The sequence below is a fragment of the Pantoea sp. 18069 genome (assembly GCF_902706035.1).
In the GTDB taxonomy this organism is placed as follows: domain Bacteria; phylum Pseudomonadota; class Gammaproteobacteria; order Burkholderiales; family Burkholderiaceae_C; genus Comamonas.
On record NZ_CACSJA010000007.1, the window covers coordinates 13,121 to 33,057 of the forward strand.

Annotated in this window: 19 protein-coding genes; 9 read left to right on the plus strand and 10 right to left on the minus strand. The window is 65.3% G+C overall.

Translation table 11 applies throughout. From position 1 onward, the window contains the following. Nucleotides 1-211: 211 nt before the first annotated feature. Nucleotides 212-985: an IclR family transcriptional regulator gene (locus GVL12_RS07565; protein WP_159912484.1), complete on the plus strand. Its 774-nt coding sequence runs from the start codon at nucleotides 212-214 to the stop codon at nucleotides 983-985. Between the two features lie 88 nt (nucleotides 986-1,073). Here the strand turns inward: GVL12_RS07565 and GVL12_RS07570 are convergent, their stop codons facing one another. From GVL12_RS07570 to bla, 4 genes are all read right to left on the minus strand, one after another. Next, entirely contained in the window at nucleotides 1,074-1,766 is a 693-nt protein-coding gene (locus tag GVL12_RS07570) for a glutathione S-transferase family protein (RefSeq protein WP_159912486.1), read from the minus strand. 305 nt (nucleotides 1,767-2,071) lie between these two features. Then, complete coding sequence (locus GVL12_RS07575; RefSeq protein WP_159912488.1) at nucleotides 2,072-3,394, minus strand: type II toxin-antitoxin system HipA family toxin; 1,323 nt, start codon at nucleotides 3,392-3,394, stop codon at nucleotides 2,072-2,074. 45 nt (nucleotides 3,395-3,439) lie between these two features. Further along, nucleotides 3,440-3,778 (minus strand): helix-turn-helix domain-containing protein, encoded by a 339-nt coding sequence (locus tag GVL12_RS07580; RefSeq protein ID WP_159912490.1) that lies wholly within the window; start codon nucleotides 3,776-3,778, stop codon nucleotides 3,440-3,442. A 191-nt stretch (nucleotides 3,779-3,969) separates the two neighbouring features. Continuing rightward, on the minus strand, nucleotides 3,970-4,869 hold the full coding sequence (gene bla / locus GVL12_RS07585; RefSeq protein WP_159912492.1) for a class A beta-lactamase: 900 nt from the start codon (nucleotides 4,867-4,869) through the stop codon (nucleotides 3,970-3,972). 106 nt (nucleotides 4,870-4,975) lie between these two features. On the opposite strand from bla, the gene GVL12_RS07590 reads away from it, so the two are divergent. Beyond that, nucleotides 4,976-5,842 carry a LysR family transcriptional regulator gene (locus GVL12_RS07590; RefSeq protein WP_306770582.1) on the plus strand — a complete coding sequence of 289 codons (867 nt, stop codon included), beginning with the start codon at nucleotides 4,976-4,978 and terminating at the stop codon, nucleotides 5,840-5,842. Nucleotides 5,843-6,008: 166 nt separating this feature from the next. On the opposite strand, the gene GVL12_RS07595 is transcribed toward GVL12_RS07590, so the two are convergent. From GVL12_RS07595 to GVL12_RS07605, 3 genes are all read right to left on the minus strand, one after another. Beyond that, nucleotides 6,009-6,971: a D-2-hydroxyacid dehydrogenase gene (locus tag GVL12_RS07595; RefSeq protein WP_159912496.1), complete on the minus strand. Its 963-nt coding sequence runs from the start codon at nucleotides 6,969-6,971 to the stop codon at nucleotides 6,009-6,011. 355 nt (nucleotides 6,972-7,326) lie between these two features. Then, nucleotides 7,327-8,223: an NAD(P)/FAD-dependent oxidoreductase gene (locus GVL12_RS07600; protein ID WP_159912498.1), complete on the minus strand. Its 897-nt coding sequence runs from the start codon at nucleotides 8,221-8,223 to the stop codon at nucleotides 7,327-7,329. Next, entirely contained in the window at nucleotides 8,216-8,692 is a 477-nt protein-coding gene (locus tag GVL12_RS07605; RefSeq protein WP_159912500.1) for an Rrf2 family transcriptional regulator, read from the minus strand. The genes GVL12_RS07600 and GVL12_RS07605 overlap by 8 nt, the downstream gene beginning before the upstream one ends. Before the next feature lie 162 nt (nucleotides 8,693-8,854). Between GVL12_RS07605 and GVL12_RS07610 the strand changes: the two genes are divergently transcribed. The 5 genes from GVL12_RS07610 (at nucleotide 8,855) to GVL12_RS07630 (ending at nucleotide 12,551) form a co-directional block, all read left to right on the plus strand. Then, a complete protein-coding gene (locus GVL12_RS07610; protein ID WP_159912502.1) occupies nucleotides 8,855-9,199 on the plus strand; it encodes a hypothetical protein in 345 nt (114 codons plus the stop codon). After that, nucleotides 9,150-9,842 (plus strand): disulfide bond formation protein B, encoded by a 693-nt coding sequence (locus GVL12_RS26250; protein ID WP_200843575.1) that lies wholly within the window; start codon nucleotides 9,150-9,152, stop codon nucleotides 9,840-9,842. The genes GVL12_RS07610 and GVL12_RS26250 overlap by 50 nt, the downstream gene beginning before the upstream one ends. Continuing rightward, the gene (locus GVL12_RS07620; RefSeq protein WP_159912504.1) at nucleotides 9,839-10,495 is read left to right on the plus strand and encodes a thioredoxin domain-containing protein; all 657 of its coding nucleotides are present in this window, start codon (nucleotides 9,839-9,841) and stop codon (nucleotides 10,493-10,495) included. The genes GVL12_RS26250 and GVL12_RS07620 overlap by 4 nt, the downstream gene beginning before the upstream one ends. Before the next feature lie 412 nt (nucleotides 10,496-10,907). Next, complete coding sequence (locus tag GVL12_RS07625; RefSeq protein ID WP_200843576.1) at nucleotides 10,908-11,972, plus strand: PHB depolymerase family esterase; 1,065 nt, start codon at nucleotides 10,908-10,910, stop codon at nucleotides 11,970-11,972. Between the two features lie 108 nt (nucleotides 11,973-12,080). Then, nucleotides 12,081-12,551: a guanylate cyclase gene (locus GVL12_RS07630; protein WP_159912506.1), complete on the plus strand. Its 471-nt coding sequence runs from the start codon at nucleotides 12,081-12,083 to the stop codon at nucleotides 12,549-12,551. Nucleotides 12,552-12,611: 60 nt separating this feature from the next. Here the strand turns inward: GVL12_RS07630 and GVL12_RS07635 are convergent, their stop codons facing one another. From GVL12_RS07635 to GVL12_RS07645, 3 genes are all read right to left on the minus strand, one after another. Continuing rightward, nucleotides 12,612-14,732, minus strand: a complete 2,121-nt coding sequence (locus GVL12_RS07635; RefSeq protein ID WP_200843577.1) for a bifunctional diguanylate cyclase/phosphodiesterase — start codon at nucleotides 14,730-14,732, stop codon at nucleotides 12,612-12,614. 445 nt (nucleotides 14,733-15,177) lie between these two features. Further along, nucleotides 15,178-16,728, minus strand: coding sequence for a M28 family peptidase (locus GVL12_RS07640; protein ID WP_159912510.1), 1,551 nt, complete (start codon nucleotides 16,726-16,728; stop codon nucleotides 15,178-15,180). 374 nt (nucleotides 16,729-17,102) lie between these two features. Next, nucleotides 17,103-17,609 carry a nucleoside 2-deoxyribosyltransferase gene (locus GVL12_RS07645; protein WP_159912512.1) on the minus strand — a complete coding sequence of 169 codons (507 nt, stop codon included), beginning with the start codon at nucleotides 17,607-17,609 and terminating at the stop codon, nucleotides 17,103-17,105. A 318-nt stretch (nucleotides 17,610-17,927) separates the two neighbouring features. Between GVL12_RS07645 and GVL12_RS07650 the strand changes: the two genes are divergently transcribed. Both GVL12_RS07650 and GVL12_RS07655 read left to right on the plus strand, forming a co-directional pair. Further along, a complete protein-coding gene (locus GVL12_RS07650) occupies nucleotides 17,928-18,311 on the plus strand; it encodes a hypothetical protein (RefSeq protein WP_159912514.1) in 384 nt (127 codons plus the stop codon). 86 nt (nucleotides 18,312-18,397) lie between these two features. Next, nucleotides 18,398-19,858 carry an amidohydrolase family protein gene (locus tag GVL12_RS07655; protein ID WP_159912516.1) on the plus strand — a complete coding sequence of 487 codons (1,461 nt, stop codon included), beginning with the start codon at nucleotides 18,398-18,400 and terminating at the stop codon, nucleotides 19,856-19,858. Nucleotides 19,859-19,937: the final 79 nt, after the last annotated feature.

Below are 19,937 nucleotides of genomic sequence, written 5' to 3' on the forward strand. Positions count from 1 at the left end.
TCTCCAGTAGTTGTATTGAAAAGCGCTTCGGTCCGGCAGCATTGAGGACTGTTAACGATTGAATGTTCTTTCTGACAGAACTAAGTTCTATTGAAAAGAACTTTAAAGGCGCCGCGAAAGTTGCGATACGGGTAGTAACCCGTAGAAAACGCAGGTCGCCACTCGTGTTCTACTCAACGGAACACTTATCCGTTTTGCCCGATATCACTCCATGAACAACGACGCCATTGACCCATCCAGCGGTGTCGCCGTCCTCGACCGTGCTTTCGCACTGCTGTCCGCGTTTGCGCCCACCGATGAGCGACTCACGCTGACCGAGCTGTCCAGGCGCACAGGCCTCTACAAAAGCACGGTGCTGCGCCTGCTGGGCGCGCTCGAGCACGGCGGCTTCATCCGCAAGCTCGACGACGGCCTCTATGCGATCGGGCCCGCGCCCATGCGCCTGGCGGCGAACTACCAGCGATCGTTTCGCATCGACTCCATCGTCGAGCCCCTTCTTGCGCAACTGAGCCAGACACTGGGAGAAACCGCATCGTTCTACGTGCGCGCAGGCCCCCGGCGGCTGGTGCTCAGCCGCGTGGAGCCCGCGCGCGCGGTGCGCGTATCGATCCGCATCGGCGAGGAGTTCGACGTGCAGCGCGGGGCTTCCGGCAAGGTGCTGCTCGCCTTTGGCGAAGGCGAGGAAGGCGACAACATGGTCCGCGAGCGCCTGTGGGCGACGTCCTATGGCGAGCGCGACCCCGAGACGGCATCGGCGTCCGTGCCGGTATTCGGCGCGCAAGGCGAGCTCAAGGGAGCGCTGACGATTTCCGGCCCCTTGTCGCGCCTGGCACAAGCCGCGGCGATGCAGGCGGCCGTCACGGCACTGCTGGAGATGGCACGCCGCGCCACGGCGGAATTCGGCGGCAATCCCGGGCGCTATGCCGCGGCGTTGGGCCAGGCCCAGGCAGCAGGCGTGGGCGAATGGGAAGCGGGCGGACGCTGAGGCAGGACGGCAAAAATACCGTCCCTTCGATCCTTCGCCAAGCTCAGGACCAGAGCGAACGGGATTGTGAGGCCCGCTGTTTCCCGGCTCAAGAGGTCATCACCACCGGCCCGCCCTTTTGCAAGGCGCGCTGATAAGCCGGCCGCGCCCGCATGCGCTCGCGGTAGGCCAGCAGATGCGGCCAGGCGGCCTCGTTGCCGCTGCGCGCCAGCGCGGCTTCGACGGCAAAGCTCATCTGGAAGTCGGCCATGGTCAGGTGCTCGCCCGCAAACCAGCGGTTGCGCGCCAGGTGCGCATCCATGAACGCCAGCGCGGTCTGCACATTCGGGCTGATCAGCTTGTGCTGCACCTTGGCGCACAGGCCGCGCGCGATCGGGCGCACGAAAAACGGCATGGGCTGGCGCGGTATGGTGTCGAACACCAGCTTCATGACCAGCCAGTTCATCAGCGAGCCTTCGGCGTAGTGCATCCAGAAGCGGCATTCGCGGTGCGCGGGCGTGCCTCTTGCTGGCTCGAGGTGGGCCAGCTCGGCCAGCGCCTGGGCGCCATGGCATTCGGCCAGGTACTCGATGATCGCCCCCGATTCGGCGACCACCACGGCGCCGTCGGTGATCACGGGCGACTTGCCCAGCGGGTGGATGGCCCTGAGTTCGGGCGGCGCAAGCCGGGTTTTGGCGTCGCGCTGGTAAACGCGCAGCGCATACGGCACACCGAGTTCCTCGAGCAGCCACAGGATGCGCTGCGAGCGCGAGGTTTCGAGGTGGTGAACGGTCAGCGTCATCAAGGTCTCCTGTCGTGGTACGACACCCGCGTGCCCTGGCAGGCAGTTTAGCGAGACGGAGTAATGAGGCAGCGGCGCGCCCGTGCGGGCGTTGCAAGAAGGGGCTGTCTGCAGTCCGAGGCCACCCGCAAAAAGGTGGAGCCTTCGCTGTGACGGTATCAAGTGCCAGAAGGCATCTTGTACCAAAGGGCGGTTTTGCAACCATAAGACAGTCGAAGGCCCCGGCTGCAATCTACTGCAAATCTGCCCGGCCTGGCGAGCAATACCACCATGTCGCACTCGGGAATGCGGCAGGCGGCAATCGCTCATTGCACCAGGTAGCCGGCCATCTCCTTGTGGGTGGCCGCGATCGCATCACGCACAGCGCCGGGCAGGCCCGCCTGCGCGGCAAACTCCGGCCAGCGCGCAATGGCCGCCTGGGCCTGCTCGACAATGGCGTCGCAGATGCCGCGCAATTGGTAGCTGTTGGCTACATGGCGGATGTCTTCGCGCGTGATCCGCGCGAACTTGCCGTTGACCGACATCAGATGCTGACGCAGCCAGACGTTGCCCGGGTCATAGGCATAGGTCACGTCGTATGCCGGCGCCAGTTCCCACTGGCCTGCCTGCCTGAGCAGGAACGAGAAGTTCTTGGTGTGGTCGTCATTGTTCGCGGCCAGCACATTGAACACCATGCGGCGCAGCGTCTGCGCAAAAGCGGTCTCGTCGAGCTGCAACTGGCGCAGGGTCTGGAACAGCTGGTGGTAGCTGTGCGACTCCTGCTGGTTGAAGTCCAGGTGGGCCATGCCGCACAGCGTCTGCATGTGGTGGTGCGTATTGCCCTCGCGGTCGAAGCGCTGGGTCATGAAGTGGGCCCGGCCACCCTCTTCGAGCAGACTGCAGTCGGACATGGTGACGCCGGCCGCCCTGGCCATCAGCGAGTAGGCGTACTCGATGCGGCCGTAATTCCTGCCCGGGCCGAGCTGACTGTCCAGGCCTATGCCGTCGAACTTGAGCAGCCAGGCCTCATAGCCTTCGGGAATCTCGAACTGGCCGGTGCGCACGTCCTGGGTGGCCCGGCTCCAGGCAATCGCCGCCTTGGCGCGCGCGCCGCCCGCCGAAGTGCCCACCTGGATGATCTGGCGCAGCAGCTCGCTTGCGTGGTCGCTGTCGGCAAAGTCGCCGCTGATCACCGAACGCGCCTGCGCCACGAGCTGCGACATCTGCACCGCGGTGGCGGCCGTCGACTGCGGCCCACGGCTGGGCTTGAACGTCAACGCGCCCATGGAGCGCTGGCCCATGTAGGCCAGGCGATCCAGGGCCGTGACATTGGCCTGGGCAATGCCGCGCTCGGCCATCCAGGCGTTGATCAGCGCATTGCCGAAGCGGTCGGGCAGCGCATCGGCCAGCATGGCCGGCAGGCGCTGGTAGGTATTGATCGGCAAGGTGGGAAACACAAAGGGCGCGTTGGCCTCGGCCAGCGGCATCTGCAGCGGCGACAGCTCTATGCCCGTGCGCACGAACCGGGGCTCGTATTCAAACGCGTAGTAGCCGGTGTCGGGGTCGAGCGCCACCGCGCCTACATCCATTCCCCAGATGTTCACGGTCACGGCCTTGACGGCCTTGAAAACACTCTTGCGCGTGGCCATGGACTTGTCCCCTGTTCGTTTTAATTTCAACGGCGGCGCGGTGGCTCAGCGCGGGTCGTCGTCACGGTTCAAGCGCATCTTCCTGGCATAGACGCTGCGCGCTGCGCGCTGGCGCGAACGCACGCCGCGCGCAATCTGCAAGGGGCTGATGCGCACTGCAGGGCGCAAGGTCGTCAACCACTGGCCATGGCCCAGCGCATCGATCACCCGGATCAAGGAAATCACCCGGCTGCCCGAGCCGGTCTCGAGCGCGCGCAGCGTCTGCTTGGACACCCCGGCCTTGAGGCACAGGTCTTCCATGGTGATGTTTTGCCGCAGGCGTTCGGCGCGCAGCTGCTCGCCCAGCTCGAGCTCAAGATCTTCGGGAGTTTTGATCTGCTCCATAAAGTACTCTTTCCAGTGTGTTGATTGAAGAAATCACAACAACCTCTGTTTTTCCGTATCTTATCACTTCATGAAATTTTCAGAAAAACAATCAAACTACAACACACTAAAAATAGTACCTTACTCATATTTATTCAAATAAGAGTCGCAATACAGTACTTTATGAAAAGTAGATTATTTCCATTGTTGATTCAGACCGTTTCCACCGCCAGAGACGCCGCCAATCGGCCGACCTGGGCCAGCGCGCGATCGCGCGTCGCCTGATCGGCCGTGGTCTGCGTGAGATAGCTGCTGACGAGTATCGGCGCGCGGCCAGGCGGCCAGAGCACACCGATATCGTTGTTGGTGCCGTAGCCGCCGCCGCCGGTCTTGTCGCCCACGCGCCAGCCCGCAGGCAGCTGCGCGCGCAATTTGCGGTCACCGGTCTTGTTGTCCTGCAGCCAGCGGACGATCTGCGCGCGTGACGTCGGCGACAAGGCATCGCCCAGCACGATCTTGCGCAGGGTCTGCAGCATGGCCTCGGGCGTGGTCGTGTCGCGCGGATCCCCGGGCAGTGCCTCGTTGAGATCGGGCTCGATGCGATCGAGCCGCGTGAAGTCATCGCCCAGGCTGCGGGCGTAAGCGGTCAACGCCTGGGGGCCGCCAAAGCTCTGGAGCAGCAAATTGGCCGCCGGGTTGTCGCTCAGCGTGACCGCAGCGTCACAGAGTTCGGCCATGGTCATGGGCAGGCCGCCAACGCGCGGCTGGGTGGCGGGCGCGTGCGGCACGATGTCGCTGGCTTGCACGGCGATACGCCGCGTGAGCTGCTCCTGTCCCTGGTCCACGCGCGCCAGCACCAGGGCCGCGGCAAGAAACTTGAACGTGCTGCACATGGGAAAGCGCTCCATGCCGCGGTGGGCATAGGCCAGGCCCGAATGGGTATCGAGCACGGCAACGCCCAGCCGGCCACCGCTGTCGATTTCTATCTGGTGCACCGCCTGCTGGAAGCGGCTCGCCTGTGCGGCCGAAGGTGTGCGGGCAATGGCACAGCCCGTCGTGAGAACGCTGGCCGCAGCCAGGCCGGCTGCGCGAATGAGGAGGCGTCGTTCCATGTTTTCCTTGTATGGGGTTTGAATGAAAGCAATCATGCCCACCTTGAACGCCAAGAACAAACCGTAATAATCGAGCTTTGACCCTAGAAAAACTGGGGGCTGCTGGATCTGTATGCATCTGCCGTTGAACGCCTTGCGCGCTTTCGAAGTGTCCGCACGCCATCTGAGCTTTACGCGCGCGGCGGCTGAACTTCATGTGACCCAGACCGCGGTCAGCCAGCATGTGAAGAACCTCGAGGACCGCCTCAAGGTGCCGCTGTTTCGCCGGCTTCCGCGCGGCCTGGCGCTCACGGACGAAGGCCTGGCGCTGCTGCCGGTGCTGGCCCAGTCGTTCGAGCGCATCGGCCAGTTGCTCGATCAGTTCGGCGATGGGCGCGCGCGCGAGGCGCTGACCGTGGGCGTTGTCGGCACCTTTGCCGTCGGCTGGCTGATTCCGCGCCTGCGCGACTTTCAGCAATCCCATCCTTTCGTCGACTTCCGGCTGTTCACCCACAACAACCGGGTCGACATCGCGGGCGAAGGCCTGGATTACGCGATCCGCTTCGGCGACGGCGCCTGGCACGGCACCCAAGCGCAGGCCCTGCTCGCGGCGCCTCTCTCGCCGATGTGCACCCCGGCCTTGGGCGCCACATTGCATACGCCTGGCGACCTCGCCGGGCAGGTATTGCTGCGCTCCTACCGCGCCGACGAATGGGTCGACTGGTTTGCCGCGGCGGCGACGCCCTGTCCCATGCTGCGTGGCGCCGTGTTCGATTCATCGCTGACCATGGCGCAAGCCGCGGCCCAGGGCGCGGGCATCGCGCTGCTGCCGGTACGCATGTTCGCGCATGAACTGCAGCAGGGCCGGCTGGTGCGGCCGTTCGAGACGGAAATCAGCAATGGCCGGTACTGGCTGACCCGGCTCAAGTCACGGCCGGTGACCGCGGCCATGCAGGCGTTCAACGACTGGCTGGTGCAGGCAGCGCCGAGGTGACGCGCATCGGCATGGCGGCGGTCTTATCCCCACGGCACGGGCCCAAGCTTGTGCATAACTGCCGCAATAACCCCGCAAAGCCGCGCCAGTGCTGGCTTTCCAGAGCATGCTCAAAAAACAGGCAGACCCGCGCAGAATGTCGCGCGGATGTACACAAGGCAGACGCTCAGGCCGCCGGCCGCACCACGTTGACCGGATTGCCGCCCACGAACGCTTCGATGTTGGCGATGAGCTGATCGGCCAGGCCCTGGATGGCGTCCCGGGAAGCCCAGGCCACATGCGGCGTCAGAATGAAATTCGGCAGGTCCAGCAGCGCCATGAAGGGGTGGTCGGCCGCAGGCGGCTCGGCCGAGACCACGTCGAAGCCCGCGCCCGCAATCTGCCCGCTGCGCAAGGCCACGGCAAGCGCCGCCTCGTCGACCAGGCCGCCGCGCGCGGTGTTGATGATCAGCGGCCTGCGCGCCATCTGCGCGAACTCCGCGGCGCCTATCATATGGCGCGTCTGGGGCTTGAGCGGGCAGTGCAGCGTGATGATGTCCGAGCGCGCGAGCACCTCCTCGAAAGGCGTGTAGAGCTTGCCCATGCCCGGGCGCCCCTTGTGCGCCGACATCAGCACCGTCATGCCCAGTGCACGCGCAATCGTCGCCACGGCGCTGCCCAGCGCGCCGTCGCCGATGATGCCCAGCGTAGCGCCCGCGAGGTCGCGTACGGGATAGTCGAAGTAGCAGAACTGTCCGGATTCCTGCCAGCGGCCGGCCTTGACCGAGTCGCGGTAGGCGCAGATGCTGCGACGCAGCGCGAACATCAGCGCAAACGTGTGCTCGGGAACGGTGTTGCCCGCGTAGTTGCGGATATTGCTGACGGTGATGCCGCGCGCGGCGCAGGCCTGCAGGTCTATGCTGTCGGTGCCGGTGGCCGCGATCGCCACCAGCTTCAGGCGCACGGCCTGCTGCAGCGCCTGGGCGCCGAGCTTGACCTTGTTGGTGATCACGATGTCGGCATCGGCGATGCGCTGCGCGACTTCGTGCGGCGCGGTGTTGTCGTGGCTGACGAGTTCGTGCGCAAAGGACGGCTGGCGCAGCGTGGTCTCGGGCGACAGCGTGGCACGGTCAAGGAATACGATCTTCATAGGGGTCCTGGGGATGGTCTGCGCCTGATTCGAAGCATGGGCGCAGGCAAAAACAAAATCCAGTGCCAAATTCAGGCATCTGCGGACTGTAGCGGAACCGACCCGGTGTTTTCTCGAGCGTTCGGGATTCGAGATGGAAGGTCGCCTGAGAAAGTACCGCTGGATAGAGAGCAGTGCCTGCGATGTCCTCGTATACAGCCATTTACCCGCTGCGCTGCAGGCAGGCGCAGCAACGATGCACAGCAGGCCCGAAAACAGGCCAGGCAATGGCCCGGGGTGACGGCCCTCTGGCGCGGCAAGGCTGCGCAAGTCCACCCGTTTAACGGTCTCGTACACGCCCCAGGCAAGCTGCGGTTCAGAACATGCTCGCCCGGTGCGCGGCGACGCCGGCCATCGCGCCTTCGGCAACCGCAATCGCCACATTGCCGGCCGCGCGCGCCGCATCGCCGCAGGCAAAGACATTCGGCACCGAGGTCTGCTGCATCGCATCGACCTGGATGAACGCCCCTGTAGGGCCTTGCGTCAACGCGCAGCCGAGTTGCTCGGCGACCGGGCTGGCCAGGTGGGTGCGCGGCTGGGCGAACAAGCCGTTCATGGCCAACGTACGGCCATCGGTCAGCACCACTTCGGCCACGCCCGTGATGCGTGCGATCGGCATCGCTTCGACCCGCGTGCCGCGGCGTGCGAAGGTCGCGAGTTCTTCTTCGGTCGGCTGGTAGGCGCCATTGAGAAACAGCGTCGCCTGGCCCCAGTCGGGCAGCATGGTCGCGTGGTGCTGGGCCACGGCGCCGGAAGCGATGATGCCGATGGCGCCGGCATCGAGTTCGTAGCCGTGGCAGTACGGACAATGAAACACGCTGCGGCCCCAGCGTTCCTGCAGCCCCGGCACCGCAGGCAGTTCATCACGGACGCCGGTCGCCAGAATCAGCCGGCCCGCATGGACGCTGCGCCCGCCCGCACGGAAGGCGAAGCGCCCGGCCTCCGCAAGCGCCGCATCCTCGGCCGTGCCATCGATCCATTGCACCGTGGGATAGCGCAGCAGTTGCTGCCTGGCCTCGGCCGCGATCGCGCCCGGCGCCTGGCCGTCGCGCGAGAGAAAACCATGCGATGTGCCGCCGGCTTCGTCGACAAAGCGGTTGCGGCGCTGGCCGGCGTCGACGACCAGCACCTTGCGGCGCGCGCGTGCGAGTTGCAGGGCCGCGGACAGACCCGCGTAACTGCCGCCGATGACGGCGAAATCGGTTTCAAGCATGGTGGTCCTCCAGACGATGCATGGATGGCGCGCCCGCTCGGCGCTGATCGCGCAGACGCTCATTGAAGCCCAGCGACAACTGCGCGAGCGTGATGCTGCCCAGGCGCGCGAGCAGCGCGGCCTGCGCCTCCTGCATTGCCGCCTGCAGCGATTCGTTCACGACCTGGGCGACCACGCACTCGGGCCGGTCTTCGCGAAAGCCCAGCGAGACCAGCGCCGGTGCGCCCAGCGCGGCGTGCACATCGCCCAGCGTGACCTGGTCCAGCGGAACCGACACCCGCCAGCCGCCGCCATGGCCTTTGCCCGACGTCACAAAGCCCGCATCGCGCAACCCGCCCATCAGGCGGCGCAGCACGACCGGGTTGGTGCTCATCGCCGCCGCCAGGCTTTCGGAGGTCAGGGGGGCCTGCGCTTGTGCCAGGTGCAAGAGCACATGCAGTACATCGGAGAGTTGGCTGCTTTGCTTCATGCAACAATATTAGTTGCATGACAATGCCCGCATGCATTCCAGGGTCAGCCCCGGCCGCGCCACCGTGAGCGCCTGCCAACCATTGCCCGTGCGCCCCGAACTCGCCGCGCTGATTGGCCGGGCTCGCGGGCAGTGAGGCCCGCGCCGTTTAACATCGGCGGCATGCGCGCTTTCCTTGTCATGCTGATGCTCACACTGTTGCCACTGCAGTTTTCTGCAGCATCCGTGCTGGCCTGCCATGGCCACATGGCGCTCGACGCATCGCCACACACCGGGCAGACCGCCACGGCGTTCGCGGCGACGAACAGGGATGCGGCCGCTGGGCATGCGCCGGCTTGCTGCCTCGAATGCGGATGCCCTGCGCAGGCGGTGGTGCCGGCGACTGCCATGGCGCCGGTCGACGCCGCGGGCATGGCGCCGGTCGAACATCTGGCCAAAGTCTGGGGCGCGCACGGGGATGAGCGCCCTGATCGCCCCCAATGGCCGACCCCGCAAGCGCGGGGTTGAGCGCACGATAGGCGCTTCTTCCCCGATCCGCTGGCTTGCGCTGGCTGCCATCTGCCATGGCGGCCGCCCCTCGATCGTTTTGGAAGGACTCTCGCATGACCGCTCTCTGGACCCAGAGAAACCCGCGCTGGACCGGGCTCGCCCGCATCGCAGCCGCGTGGATCGCCGCATGGCGCCGGGCGCCGCCGCGCCCATACCCCAGGCAAGCCGGCGAGGAATGGCCATCATGAAGCCGCATTGGTTCTGGATCACGGCCGCGTGGGCCGTCGCCCTGGTCGCCACGCTGGGCGCGCTTTTCATCGGCGAAGTCATGGGCATGGCGCCCTGCCTGCTCTGCTGGTACCAGCGCATCTTCATGTTTCCGCTGGCCCTCATTCTCGGCATGGCGGCCTTCGCTGAAGACCGGCGCGGCGCTGTCTACGGGCTGCCGCTCGCGCTGGCCGGTGCAGCCTTTGCCGGCTATCACTGCGCCCTGGTCGCCGGGTGGGTGCCGCAGTGGTGGATACCTTGCGGCAGCGGGCCCTCGTGCAGCACGCAAAGCCTAGAAATCCTCGGCGGCATCCAGATTCCCTGGCTGTCCTTGCTGGCGTTCAGCGCCATCGCCATCCTGCTTTTCGTCTATCTGAGAAAGCCCCGTTCATGAACGCCAGGAAAATCACCCTCATCGGCTTCGCGGCCGCCGTCTGCCTGTTCTTCTACCTCGGCATGAACGCCTACCAGAAGCGCGAGCAGGCCGCACAGGACCTGCAGGTGAAGGCCCAGCAGGCCCGCCTGGTACGCATGCATTCACCGGTTTTCGGCCCGCAGGACGCGCCGGTCACCATCGTGGAGTTCTTCGACCCGGCCTGCGAGACCTGCCGCGCGTTCTATCCCTTCGTCAAGCACCTCATGGCACAGTATCCTGACGATGTCCGGCTCGTGATCCGCTATGCACCATTCCATCGGGGATCGGACCAGGTGGTCAAGCTGCTGGAATCGGCCAGGAGCCAGGGCAAGTACCAGACGGTGCTCGAAGCGGTACTGGCCGCGCAGCCTGCCTGGGCAGACCATGGCCAGCCGGATACAGAAACCGCGTTCAAGGTCGCGCAGCAGGCGGGACTGGACCTGGTCAAGGCCAGACAGGAGATCGCGCAGCCCGGCATGCAGGCCTTGTTGCAGCAGGACATCGACGACCTCACCGCGCTGCAGGTCACCAAGACTCCGACCTTCTTCGTCAATGGCCGCAGCCTGCCGAGCTTCGGCCCCGATCAGCTGGCCGCCCTGGTCGCCGAGGAAGTGGCCAAGGTGAGGAAGTGAAGCAGCCGGCGCCGGATTTCAGGCGGCCTTGAGATCTGCGGCACCTTGGGCAGCCGCCGTATGCGCCAGCTTATCCCCACGCCAGGGGGCCAAGCTTGTGCATAACTGCAGGAATAACTCGCAAAAGCGGCGCCAGTGCTGGCTTTGCCGGGCATGCTCAAAAAACAGGCATGCGGGTGATCCGCATTTTCATCCAGCCCGGCGCGACCGGCCATCCGTGGCGCCCGCAGGCCTTCTCCTCCTTGTCGGACGACGGGCTACCGCACCATCGCCCTTCATCACGTAGGACGACGCCTACGCATGGTCGAGGATAAATGCTGCAGTGCAACATAAATAAAGCGAAGACAGTGAAGGAGGTCAAAGTGCAGGCACCCGGCAGCATTCCTGCTGCAGGCCGCTAACGAAAGAATGCGTGAACTATCTGCTTAGAAAAATGCAGACCCAGGCCCGCAAATGGGCCCGCAAGGGCCTGAAATATGCCGCGAAACCCGCCATGGCGCGGGTGGAGGCGCAACTGGTGGCGTTGAATCCGACGCGCTGGCTTGCTGCCGATGCGGGTGGCCTGGCCCAGACCTTGCTGCGCGACAGCGTGCAGGCACCGGCCGGGCACGCCGAACAGTGGCTCGATGGGACGTTCACGCACCGCGGCCGCACGCTGGCCTACAAGCTCTATCTTCCACCGGAGATCAGCCGCGCCGCGCCGCGGCCCATGGTCGTGATGCTGCACGGCTGCACCCAGGATGCGGAGGATTTCGCGGCCGGCACCCGGATGAACGCCCAGGCCCGGGCATTGGGCGTGGTCGCGCTGTACCCCGAGCAGAACCAGCGCGGCAATCCGCAGAAATGCTGGAATTGGTTCAGTCCTCAGAGCCAGCAGCGCGGCCGCGGCGAGCCCGCCATCCTCGCGGCGCTCACGCTGTCGATTGCCGCCAGCCACCCGGTGGACAGGTCGCGCGTCTATGTCGCCGGCCTGTCGGCGGGCGGTGCGATGGCCGATATCCTGGGCTCCAGCTACCCCGAAGTGTTTGCGGCCATCGGCGTGCATTCCGGGCTGCCCAAAGGCTGCGCCACGGATGTGGTGTCAGCACTCACTGCGATGCGCGTCGGCTGCCAGGCGCCGCGCGCCGCCGCATCGGCGTCAGGCACCGTGCCCCCCACCATCGTCTTCCATGGCGATGCCGACAGCACGGTGCACATCAGCAACGGCACGGCCATCGTCGATGCGGCACTCAAGGCCCGGGGCGCGCAGCACACCGAGGCGCAGGCCACCGAAGGCCAATCCCCCCAGGGACAACAATTCAGCCAGACCGTCTACCGGGACAGCGCAGGGCAGACCACGGTCGAATACTGGCAACTGCACGGCGCGGGCCATGCCTGGTCGGGCGGCAAGGAGGGTGCGAGCTATACCGACCCATCAGGCGTAGACGCGAGCGCACAGATGCTGCGTTTCTTTCTGGAACATCCGAAAACCCGCTAGGCAGGGGCCACAAGCCGCTGTCTCGGCGGCGACTGGCGGCGCTTTGCGGGGTCAGGCGGCGGAGCGAGCGCCCGCAGAAAGTTGAACAATTGGCGTATTCTGTAGGTCATGAACTCGTCCATCCTTCAGGAATACAGACACCTTCTCGAGCACCAAGGCCCGGCCGGCCTGGCATTCCTCAATGCCCGCGTGCCGCACCGGTATACGGGCATTTTTCGCCTGCATGAAGGTTCGCTGCACAACACCTTCCTGCACGACAAGCAGGGCGAGATCATCCCGGAATTCCTGCAGGTGGTGCCATTGCTTGACAGCTTTTGCCACCTCACGCTGCGCGACGGCCTGTTTACGACGCACGATTCGTCCACCGACCAACGCCTCGATGGCCACAAGTACAAGGGCGTTCTGCTGTCCTATATTGGCTTGCCGCTGCTGGACAACTTCGGCGAGCTGTACGGCACGATCTGCCACTTCGATGAGCAACCGCTGGAGCTTGCCGACAACGAGTTTGAAATCTTCCGCATGGCCGCCAAATTGCTACCGGCCTACCTGAACAAACCGGTGCCGGCCGTGCCGACATGATCGGCAAGGGCGGCACATCCGCCGGGCCCTGCGGCTCACCCGGCCCCGGGCGTGGAGCGCTCAGGCCGGCGCAGGCGGCGCGGCCGGCTGCCCGCCCTGTGACCAGGCCAGCAAGCTGTCCGCCGACATCGGGCGCGCGAAGAAGTAGCCCTGCAGTTCATCACAATGCATGGCCAGCAGGATGTCGCGCTGGCCTGCGGTTTCCACGCCTTCGGCGACCACGCGCAGATTCAGGGCGTGCGCCAGTTTCACCACGGCATTGACCACGGAGCGCGCATCTTCGCTGAACTCCAGGTCCTTGACGAAGCTGCGATCGATCTTGAGCTGTCGCGCGGGCAACTGGCGCAGATAGTTCAAGCTGGAGTAGCCGGAACCGAAGTCGTCGATGGACAGAAACACGCCGATGCGCGCCAGCCCGTCAAAAGTACGCTGCGTGGCTTTCATGTCTTCCATGGCCACGGTTTCGGTGATTTCGCACAGCAGCTGCGACGCCGGCACGCCATGCTGCGTCAGCGCGCGCTCGATGCGCGCGGTCAGGCCGTTGTCACGCAGCTGGTAGGCCGAGATATTGATCGCCACGCGAATGCTCGCGCCTTCGCGCTTCCACGCGGCCATCTGCCGGCAGGCCTCGTCAATGACCCAGTTGCCCAGGCGCCCGATCAGGCCGAAGCGCTCGGCCAGCGTGATGAACACCGTGGGGCTGACCATGCCCAGCTCGGGGTGGGTCCAGCGCAGCAGGGCTTCCACGCCGCAGATCTGCCCGTCGAGGCCGTCGATCTTGGGTTGATAGTGCAGCGACAGCTCGCCCCGGTCCAGCGCATGGCGCAGGTCATTTTGCAGCTCCAGCTGCGCAGAAGCGTCCGACCCCATGTGCGGCTCGAACAGCACATGGCAGCTTCCCCCGGCGCGCTTGGCCGCATACATCGCCGCGTCGGCATTCGCCACGAGCTTGCTGCGTTCGCCGTGCCCGGGGTGAATGGCAATGCCGATCGAGCAGGCGATCTGCACCTGCTTTCCCGAGAGCTCGAACGGTTTGGACAGCGCGGTCAACACTTTTTTCGCCACGGCAATGCAGCCCGCCTCATCGCTCACGTTTTCGAGCAGCAGCAGAAATTCGTCGCCGCCCACCCGCGCCACCGTGTCGCCTTCGCGCGCCTGCCGCCGCAAGCGGTCGGCCGCGCCGCGCAGGATCAGGTCGCCTGCCGCATGGCCGAACGAGTCGTTGATCGGCTTGAATCCATCGAGATCGACAAACAGCACCGCCAGCCGGTCGACCACCTCTTCGTGGTTGTTGCGGTCCAGGCGCAACAGCGCTTGGCGCAGCCTGTCCTCGAACAGCAGACGGTTGGGCAGCCCGGTGAGCGGGTCCGAGAAAGCGCGGTGCTGCAGCTCGTCATTGGCGGCCTTGAGGCGTGCATTGCTTTCCTGCAGCGACTCGGTCAGGCGCTCGGCCGTACTCTGCAGCCGCGCATCCAGAATCGAAGTGAACAGCGTGCTGACCAGCAGCATGCCGGCCGCCATGAGCACCAGCACCGTCAGGCCCGGGCCTCCAAGCTCGCCCGCGCTCAGGCATACCGAGCCCATGGCGAAATTTGCCGCCGCCATGCCCGTGTAGTGCATGCCGCAGATCGCCACCGCCATCACCCAGGAAGCGGCCAGTTGATACGCGAGCCGCTGGCCGGGGTTGACCTGGCGCAGCAGCTTGAAGATCAGCAGCGCGGCCGCGGACGCGAACACCGCAATCACCACCGACAGCGCGACAATGAACGGGTCCCAGACGATGCCCGGCGCCATGTCCATCGCGGCCATGCCGATGTAGTGCATGCCGCTGATGCCCGCGCCCATCACCAGCACGCCAAGCACCAGTTGCCGGGTGCCGAAATGCTCGCGGCTGGCCAGCTCCAGCGCGACCCCCGCCGCCGCCACCGCCGCGAGCCAGGACAGCAGCGTCATGCCGCTTGAAAAGCCAATGGCAATCGGCAGCGTGAACGCCTGCATTCCCAGGAAATGCATGGACCAGATACCGGTGCCCATGACCAGCGAGCCTGCGGCCCACCAGGCAAGGCCCACACGGCGCTGGGCGCTGCGCACGCGCCGCGCGAGATCCAGCGTGACGTAGGAAGCCAGCATGGCAATGAGAAATGACGCTGCAACCACCAACAGGTTGTGGCCGGAGGGCATGAACATATTCATTCGGGGACGGGTCCAATCGGGAATTGCAAGCTGCACTACGCCGGGCAAATACCGCCCAGGCGCCTGAGCGTCCATTCCATGCACGATGCAAGTGGGGGTAGATACCTGGCATGCCCGGCCCACACATGTGGTCTGGCATGCCGACCGGAGAAGGTCGCCTTGCGGGACAAAGGACCGGGCTGAACGCAGGCCTCGCTAATGATGTTCCATGAACAATCAGGGCAATGAGAAAGGCAAAAATTGTCGCATGGCCCAGGATTCCCCGCTCGTCCCCGCGATAAAGCGCAGCCCGCCTGCCCCGACGCCCCGCCATGGGTCGGGTGGAGAGCTTCCCCACGGAAAAAGCCCCGGCAAAAAGCCGGGGCAAATGGCTACAGCGCCGCCTGTGGGCGTCCGCCTGTCGACTGCGGCCCGGCAGGCGCGGGCCTGGCACTCAATCCGCGAAACGCTGCATCGCGAAGAACAGCACGGAGTGGGCTACCGCATCGGCATTGACGTCCAGCGCCGCGGCGCTGATGTTCGACAGGTTGTCGCACGCCCGGTGATAGCAGGGGTCGAAGGCCACTCCCGCCCTGCCACCCCAGCGCTCGGCTTCCTGCCGGCTCTTGATTCCTTCCGCACCGGTGAAAATTCCGCCGAACGCGATGCCGGCATCCGCGAACGGCTTGTGGTCCGAGCGGGCGCCGGAATTCATGCGCTTGGACGCAAGATTGCGCTGCGCATAGAAGCTTTCGAAGGACTGGACAATCTGTGCGGACCGCTGCGGGCTGGCCATGGCCTGCCTGCCGGCAAAGCCGTCGCCGCCATAGACAAAGAACACGTGGTTCGCAGAGCCTATCATGTCGAAGTTCAGGTACAGCGCTATCTTGGAGCGCTGGTCCGCATCGAGCTGCCGGACGTAATGCGTCGAGCCAAGCAGGCCTTGCTCCTCGCCCCCCCAGAAAGCAAACCGCAACTGGTTCACGGGCTGCACGCGCGCCATCTGGCGGGCCGTTTCGAGCACCGCGGCCACGCCCGAACCGTTGTCATTGATGCCGGCGCCCGCGCGCACCGAATCGAGGTGCGCACCCGCCATGGTCACATGGTCCGGATCGCCGGTGATCGATTCGGCCAGAAGGTTGTAGGTCCTGGCCATGCTGCGCGAGGTCTCGGTCTGCAGGCGCAGCTGCACTCCGGTGAACGTGTGCTGCGCGAGCTGCTCGCCGACGGCCTTGCTGACCACCACCACGGGAAGGTCCAGCGGCGTGTCGACGGACAGGCTCCCCGTGAGTTCCCCGTCGTCGAGGCCGTAGATGATCACGCCCACGGCGCCCGCCTGCACGGCAGCAGCCGCCTTCTGCATCAGATCACATTCGCCACGGCGCAGCAGCGCGATATGCCCGCGCGGGAATCCCTCGAAGTCCGCGGCTTCGCAGCCTTCAGGTCCGGCGACGCGGCCCACCGGGGCCGTGATGTCGGCGCTGCCCGAGTAATCGGCCACCAGGTGCGGTATCGACTCGGGCGCGAACTGGCCCGGCTGCCGCAGGCTGGACGCGTGGATGTGCGACAGCGGAAACGAGAAGGGCTGGACCGTCACGCGATAGCCCGCCTGCGTCAAGACTTCCTGCACGTAGGCGAGCGAAGCGTCGTACCCCGACGTACCCGACATGCGCGTGCCCCCGTGGGCCTGGGCAATCGCTGCGAGTTCGGTCTGGTGCGCGCGCACGCCGGACAGCGTCACGCATTCGAGCAGCTGTTCCGGCGTGTCATTGGGCTGCGAATCGCAGTCCGTGGCATCCGGCACCGGGGGAGGGGTCGGGTGCTGTGCGACCAGGCCGGGTGCTGCCCCGCCGACCGAAGCGGCAGGGGAGGCGGTGGCACGGTCCTCCCCTCCGCAAGCCGCCAGCTGCAAGGCCGCCGCGGCGATGAGAAAACAGCTCCAGCGCGTGCTGCGCGGTGCAGCCTGGAGACGACGGTTCGGAATCAGTGAAGTGATGTGGGCCATGGCGTTCCTCGGTTGAGGGCCCGCATGATGCCAGCCATGCCGGCACGCCACCATGCTTCACCTTGCCCGCTTATCAAGCCCTATGAATGTCATGGATGCTTGCATGGGAAGGCCAGGAACACCCTCCGGATTGCGCCGAAAAAGAGGTCCAGTCGAGGCGCGAAGCGGGCTGCGCAAAGTGGGCTGGCGCCGCCGCTGAACCTCGTGCAAACGACCGGCCTTGTTTTCGATCAGCGGCGAGATTTACCAACTGTTTCGCGCTCGCCACCGACGGCCCTGGGTGCAGCTGCGCGTCGACCGCGCTGGGCTGGGCAATCCCGCAATGCAAGCGTTTTTTAGCCGCTAAAATTTTCACCGCAGCGACCCGGCCTCTTTCAGCGCAGGAGGTTGCGCAATTGCGCCAGCGCCGCTTTCAGGCCGAGAAAATCCGCTTCGCTGCCATAGGCGATCGCCGTGAGGCTGTGGGCCAGCATCAGATTGAGCGGCAGGCCGAAATCCTCGACCGCGCATTGCGCGTCGAACAGCCGGCCGTGGGGGCTGGCCTGCACGCGCTGCACGATAGTGGCCGCAGTGGGGCAATAGCCGACCACCGGTTTGCCCCGGGCGAGCGCATGGGAGACCTCCCACACCGTGCCGCTGTCGGGCTCGAAGCCGCGGAAATCACGCAGATTCGCGACCACTGCGTCGGCACGGTCAATGAGCGCACGGTTGGCCTGGAAGATGGCCAGCGACTGCCCGTCGGGCGTTGCGGGAATTTCCGCATCGAGGGGAAACAGGCCCGCAAAACCCGCAGCGCTGCAGACTGCCCGCATGCGCTGACCATGCGCGCGTGCATCGGGATAGAAAACTTCGGGTCCCGCCAGATAGACGCTTTTCGACATTTGGTTCACCTCGCAAGAATGCGCAGGCCTGCATCGCGCGAAAATGGCCGTCCGCAACAAGGCGGTGGAGATAATGCATCACAACAGGGCAATGCGAAGAACACGAGGCATGGCCTAGCGCTACCCATAATAAGAAATCATTTACCGGCAAGGCAGCAACGATTTATCGGATCGCAGCCCAGGAAATTCAGACGCCGGAAAATGTAGCGCCAATCCCGCCAGTGGCGTTCTTATCCGCTGCGCCTTGCCAACACAAAAGTAATATTATCGCGGCCGGGCTTTGCACCTTGGTGCGTTCCATGCAACACTGTGTTTCACATGAAAACTACCATTTTCCACACCGCAGCCTGCACTGCCGTCCTGCTGCTGGCGCCCGCAGCCCAGGCCTTGCCTTTCGTGCTGCTGGATCAGTCGGTATTGGTCCATATCCCCGCCAAGGATGTACCTGATTTCAAATCCTTCATCGGCAAGGCCCTGAATGAAGGCGCTGCGGACACCGTGACCGAGTGGCATAGCAGCGCCCGCGCCGGTCAGCCTGCGGTGCAGGTGCTGCTGACGCCCGGCGCCGGGATAGCAACCCGGTCTGCGGGGCAATGCCGCCTGCTTTCGGCCCAGGTGCACCAGCGCAGCCATGCCGAGTCGTGGAAGGTCTGGTTCTGCCAGCAGGCCGATGGCCGCTGGAAGATAAGCGGCCTCCAATAAGCCGCAGCGGCGCAATCGCCGCTGCCTCATTCATTGCGAAGGCGAAGCTTGTCGCCCGCCATTCGCAGTCTCCAAGGATGGTGTGCATGGCGGATTCCTCCTCTGTATTCCCCTGGCGCTTCGGCCCTATCCGCGCCAGAGGCTGCGCCTGCAGCAGCGCCATGTGCCAACGCCTGCACCTGCGCGTGACGCAGGATCTGTCGCGCCGCCATTTCCTGGGTGGGGCCGCCGCCATGCTCGCGCCGTTTGCCTTGCCCCAGGCCGCGGCGCAAACGGCTGCGCCCGATGGCCAGCGCCCGCTGCTGTTGCGCAACCTGCGCCTGTTCGACGGCTCGGGCCGATCCGTGCGCGAAGGCCTGCAGGTGCTGGTGCAGGGCCAGCGCATTGTCGACCTGCTGCCCGCGCAGACGGCGGTGGAAAACGCGCAGGTGATCGACTGCAAAGGCAGGCTGGTTCTGCCCGGTTTGATCGATACGCACTGGCACTCCATGCTGGCATCGATCTCCCAGCTGTCGGCGGTATCCGCCGACCTGGGCTACCTGTACCTCGTGGCGGCGCAGGAAGCGCAGCGCACCCTGATGCGAGGCTTCACTTCGGTGCGCGACGCCGGCGGCCCGGCCTTTGCACTCAAGCGCGCGATCGACGAAGGCCTGGTCGCAGGCCCACGCATCTTCGCCAGCGGGGCGATGATCTCGCAGACTTCGGGCCACGGCGACTTCCGTCTTCGCAGCGACCTGCCCCGGGCCGGCAACGGGCCGCTGAGCCTGATCGAGAGCCTGGGCGTGGCGATGATCGCCGATGGCGAGGCCGAAGTGCTGCGCCGGGTACGCGAACAATTGATGCTCGGCGCCTCGCAGATCAAGATGCTGGCCGGCGGCGGCGTGGCTTCGATGTACGACCCGCTCGACAGCACGCAGTTCACCGACGGTGAATTGCGCGCCGGCGTGCAAGCCGCGAGCGACTGGAACACCTATGCCATGACGCATGTCTACACGCCCAAGGGAATACAGCGTGCGATCCGGGCGGGCGTGAAGTGCATAGAGCATGGACAGCTGGCCGACGAGGCCAGCGTGCGCATGATGCGTGACGAAGGCGTGTGGTGGAGCCTGCAGCCGTTTCTGCAGGATGCGGACAGCAATGTCTACGCCGATCCGGGGCAGCGCGCGAGCCAGCGGCAGGTAGCCGAAGGCACGGAAAAAGCCTATGCCATGGCGCAGAAATACGGCATCAAGACCGGCTGGGGCACCGACATCCTGTTCAACCCGAAGAACACCGCCACCCAAGGCCGTCAGCTCGCGAAGCTCACGCGCTTTTACGACCCGCTGACGCTGCTGGGCCAGGCCACGGGCACCAATGGCGAATTGCTCGCGCTGTCAGGCGCGCGCAGCCCTTATCCCGGCGTATTGGGCCGCATTATCCCGGGAGCCTGGGCGGATTTACTGGTGGCCGATGGCAACCCCGCCGCAAACCTCGATTTTCTCGCCGATCCTGAACAGAATCTGCACCTGATCATGAAAGACGGCAAGATTCACAAGAACACGCTGTAAGTGGCGCGGCATGGCTCCATCCGTTCGCGCCGCCGCACGCGACACGTCATCGGTATTTACCAGGTGAGCGCTTTCCGGG

Coding starts and splice junctions, on each gene's coding strand:
- GVL12_RS07565 (WP_159912484.1), top strand. CDS start 212: ATGAACAACGACGCCATTGACCCATCCAGCGGTGTCGCCGTCCTCGAC.
- GVL12_RS07570 (WP_159912486.1), bottom strand. CDS start 1,766: ATGACGCTGACCGTTCACCACCTCGAAACCTCGCGCTCGCAGCGCATC.
- GVL12_RS07575 (WP_159912488.1), bottom strand. CDS start 3,394: ATGGCCACGCGCAAGAGTGTTTTCAAGGCCGTCAAGGCCGTGACCGTG.
- GVL12_RS07580 (WP_159912490.1), bottom strand. CDS start 3,778: ATGGAGCAGATCAAAACTCCCGAAGATCTTGAGCTCGAGCTGGGCGAG.
- bla (WP_159912492.1), bottom strand. CDS start 4,869: ATGGAACGACGCCTCCTCATTCGCGCAGCCGGCCTGGCTGCGGCCAGC.
- GVL12_RS07595 (WP_159912496.1), bottom strand. CDS start 6,971: ATGAAGATCGTATTCCTTGACCGTGCCACGCTGTCGCCCGAGACCACG.
- GVL12_RS07600 (WP_159912498.1), bottom strand. CDS start 8,223: ATGCTTGAAACCGATTTCGCCGTCATCGGCGGCAGTTACGCGGGTCTG.
- GVL12_RS07605 (WP_159912500.1), bottom strand. CDS start 8,692: ATGAAGCAAAGCAGCCAACTCTCCGATGTACTGCATGTGCTCTTGCAC.
- GVL12_RS07610 (WP_159912502.1), top strand. CDS start 8,855: ATGCGCGCTTTCCTTGTCATGCTGATGCTCACACTGTTGCCACTGCAG.
- GVL12_RS26250 (WP_200843575.1), top strand. CDS start 9,150: ATGAGCGCCCTGATCGCCCCCAATGGCCGACCCCGCAAGCGCGGGGTT.
- GVL12_RS07620 (WP_159912504.1), top strand. CDS start 9,839: ATGAACGCCAGGAAAATCACCCTCATCGGCTTCGCGGCCGCCGTCTGC.
- GVL12_RS07630 (WP_159912506.1), top strand. CDS start 12,081: ATGAACTCGTCCATCCTTCAGGAATACAGACACCTTCTCGAGCACCAA.
- GVL12_RS07635 (WP_200843577.1), bottom strand. CDS start 14,732: ATGCCCTCCGGCCACAACCTGTTGGTGGTTGCAGCGTCATTTCTCATT.
- GVL12_RS07640 (WP_159912510.1), bottom strand. CDS start 16,728: ATGGCCCACATCACTTCACTGATTCCGAACCGTCGTCTCCAGGCTGCA.
- GVL12_RS07645 (WP_159912512.1), bottom strand. CDS start 17,609: ATGTCGAAAAGCGTCTATCTGGCGGGACCCGAAGTTTTCTATCCCGAT.
- GVL12_RS07650 (WP_159912514.1), top strand. CDS start 17,928: ATGAAAACTACCATTTTCCACACCGCAGCCTGCACTGCCGTCCTGCTG.
- GVL12_RS07655 (WP_159912516.1), top strand. CDS start 18,398: ATGGCGGATTCCTCCTCTGTATTCCCCTGGCGCTTCGGCCCTATCCGC.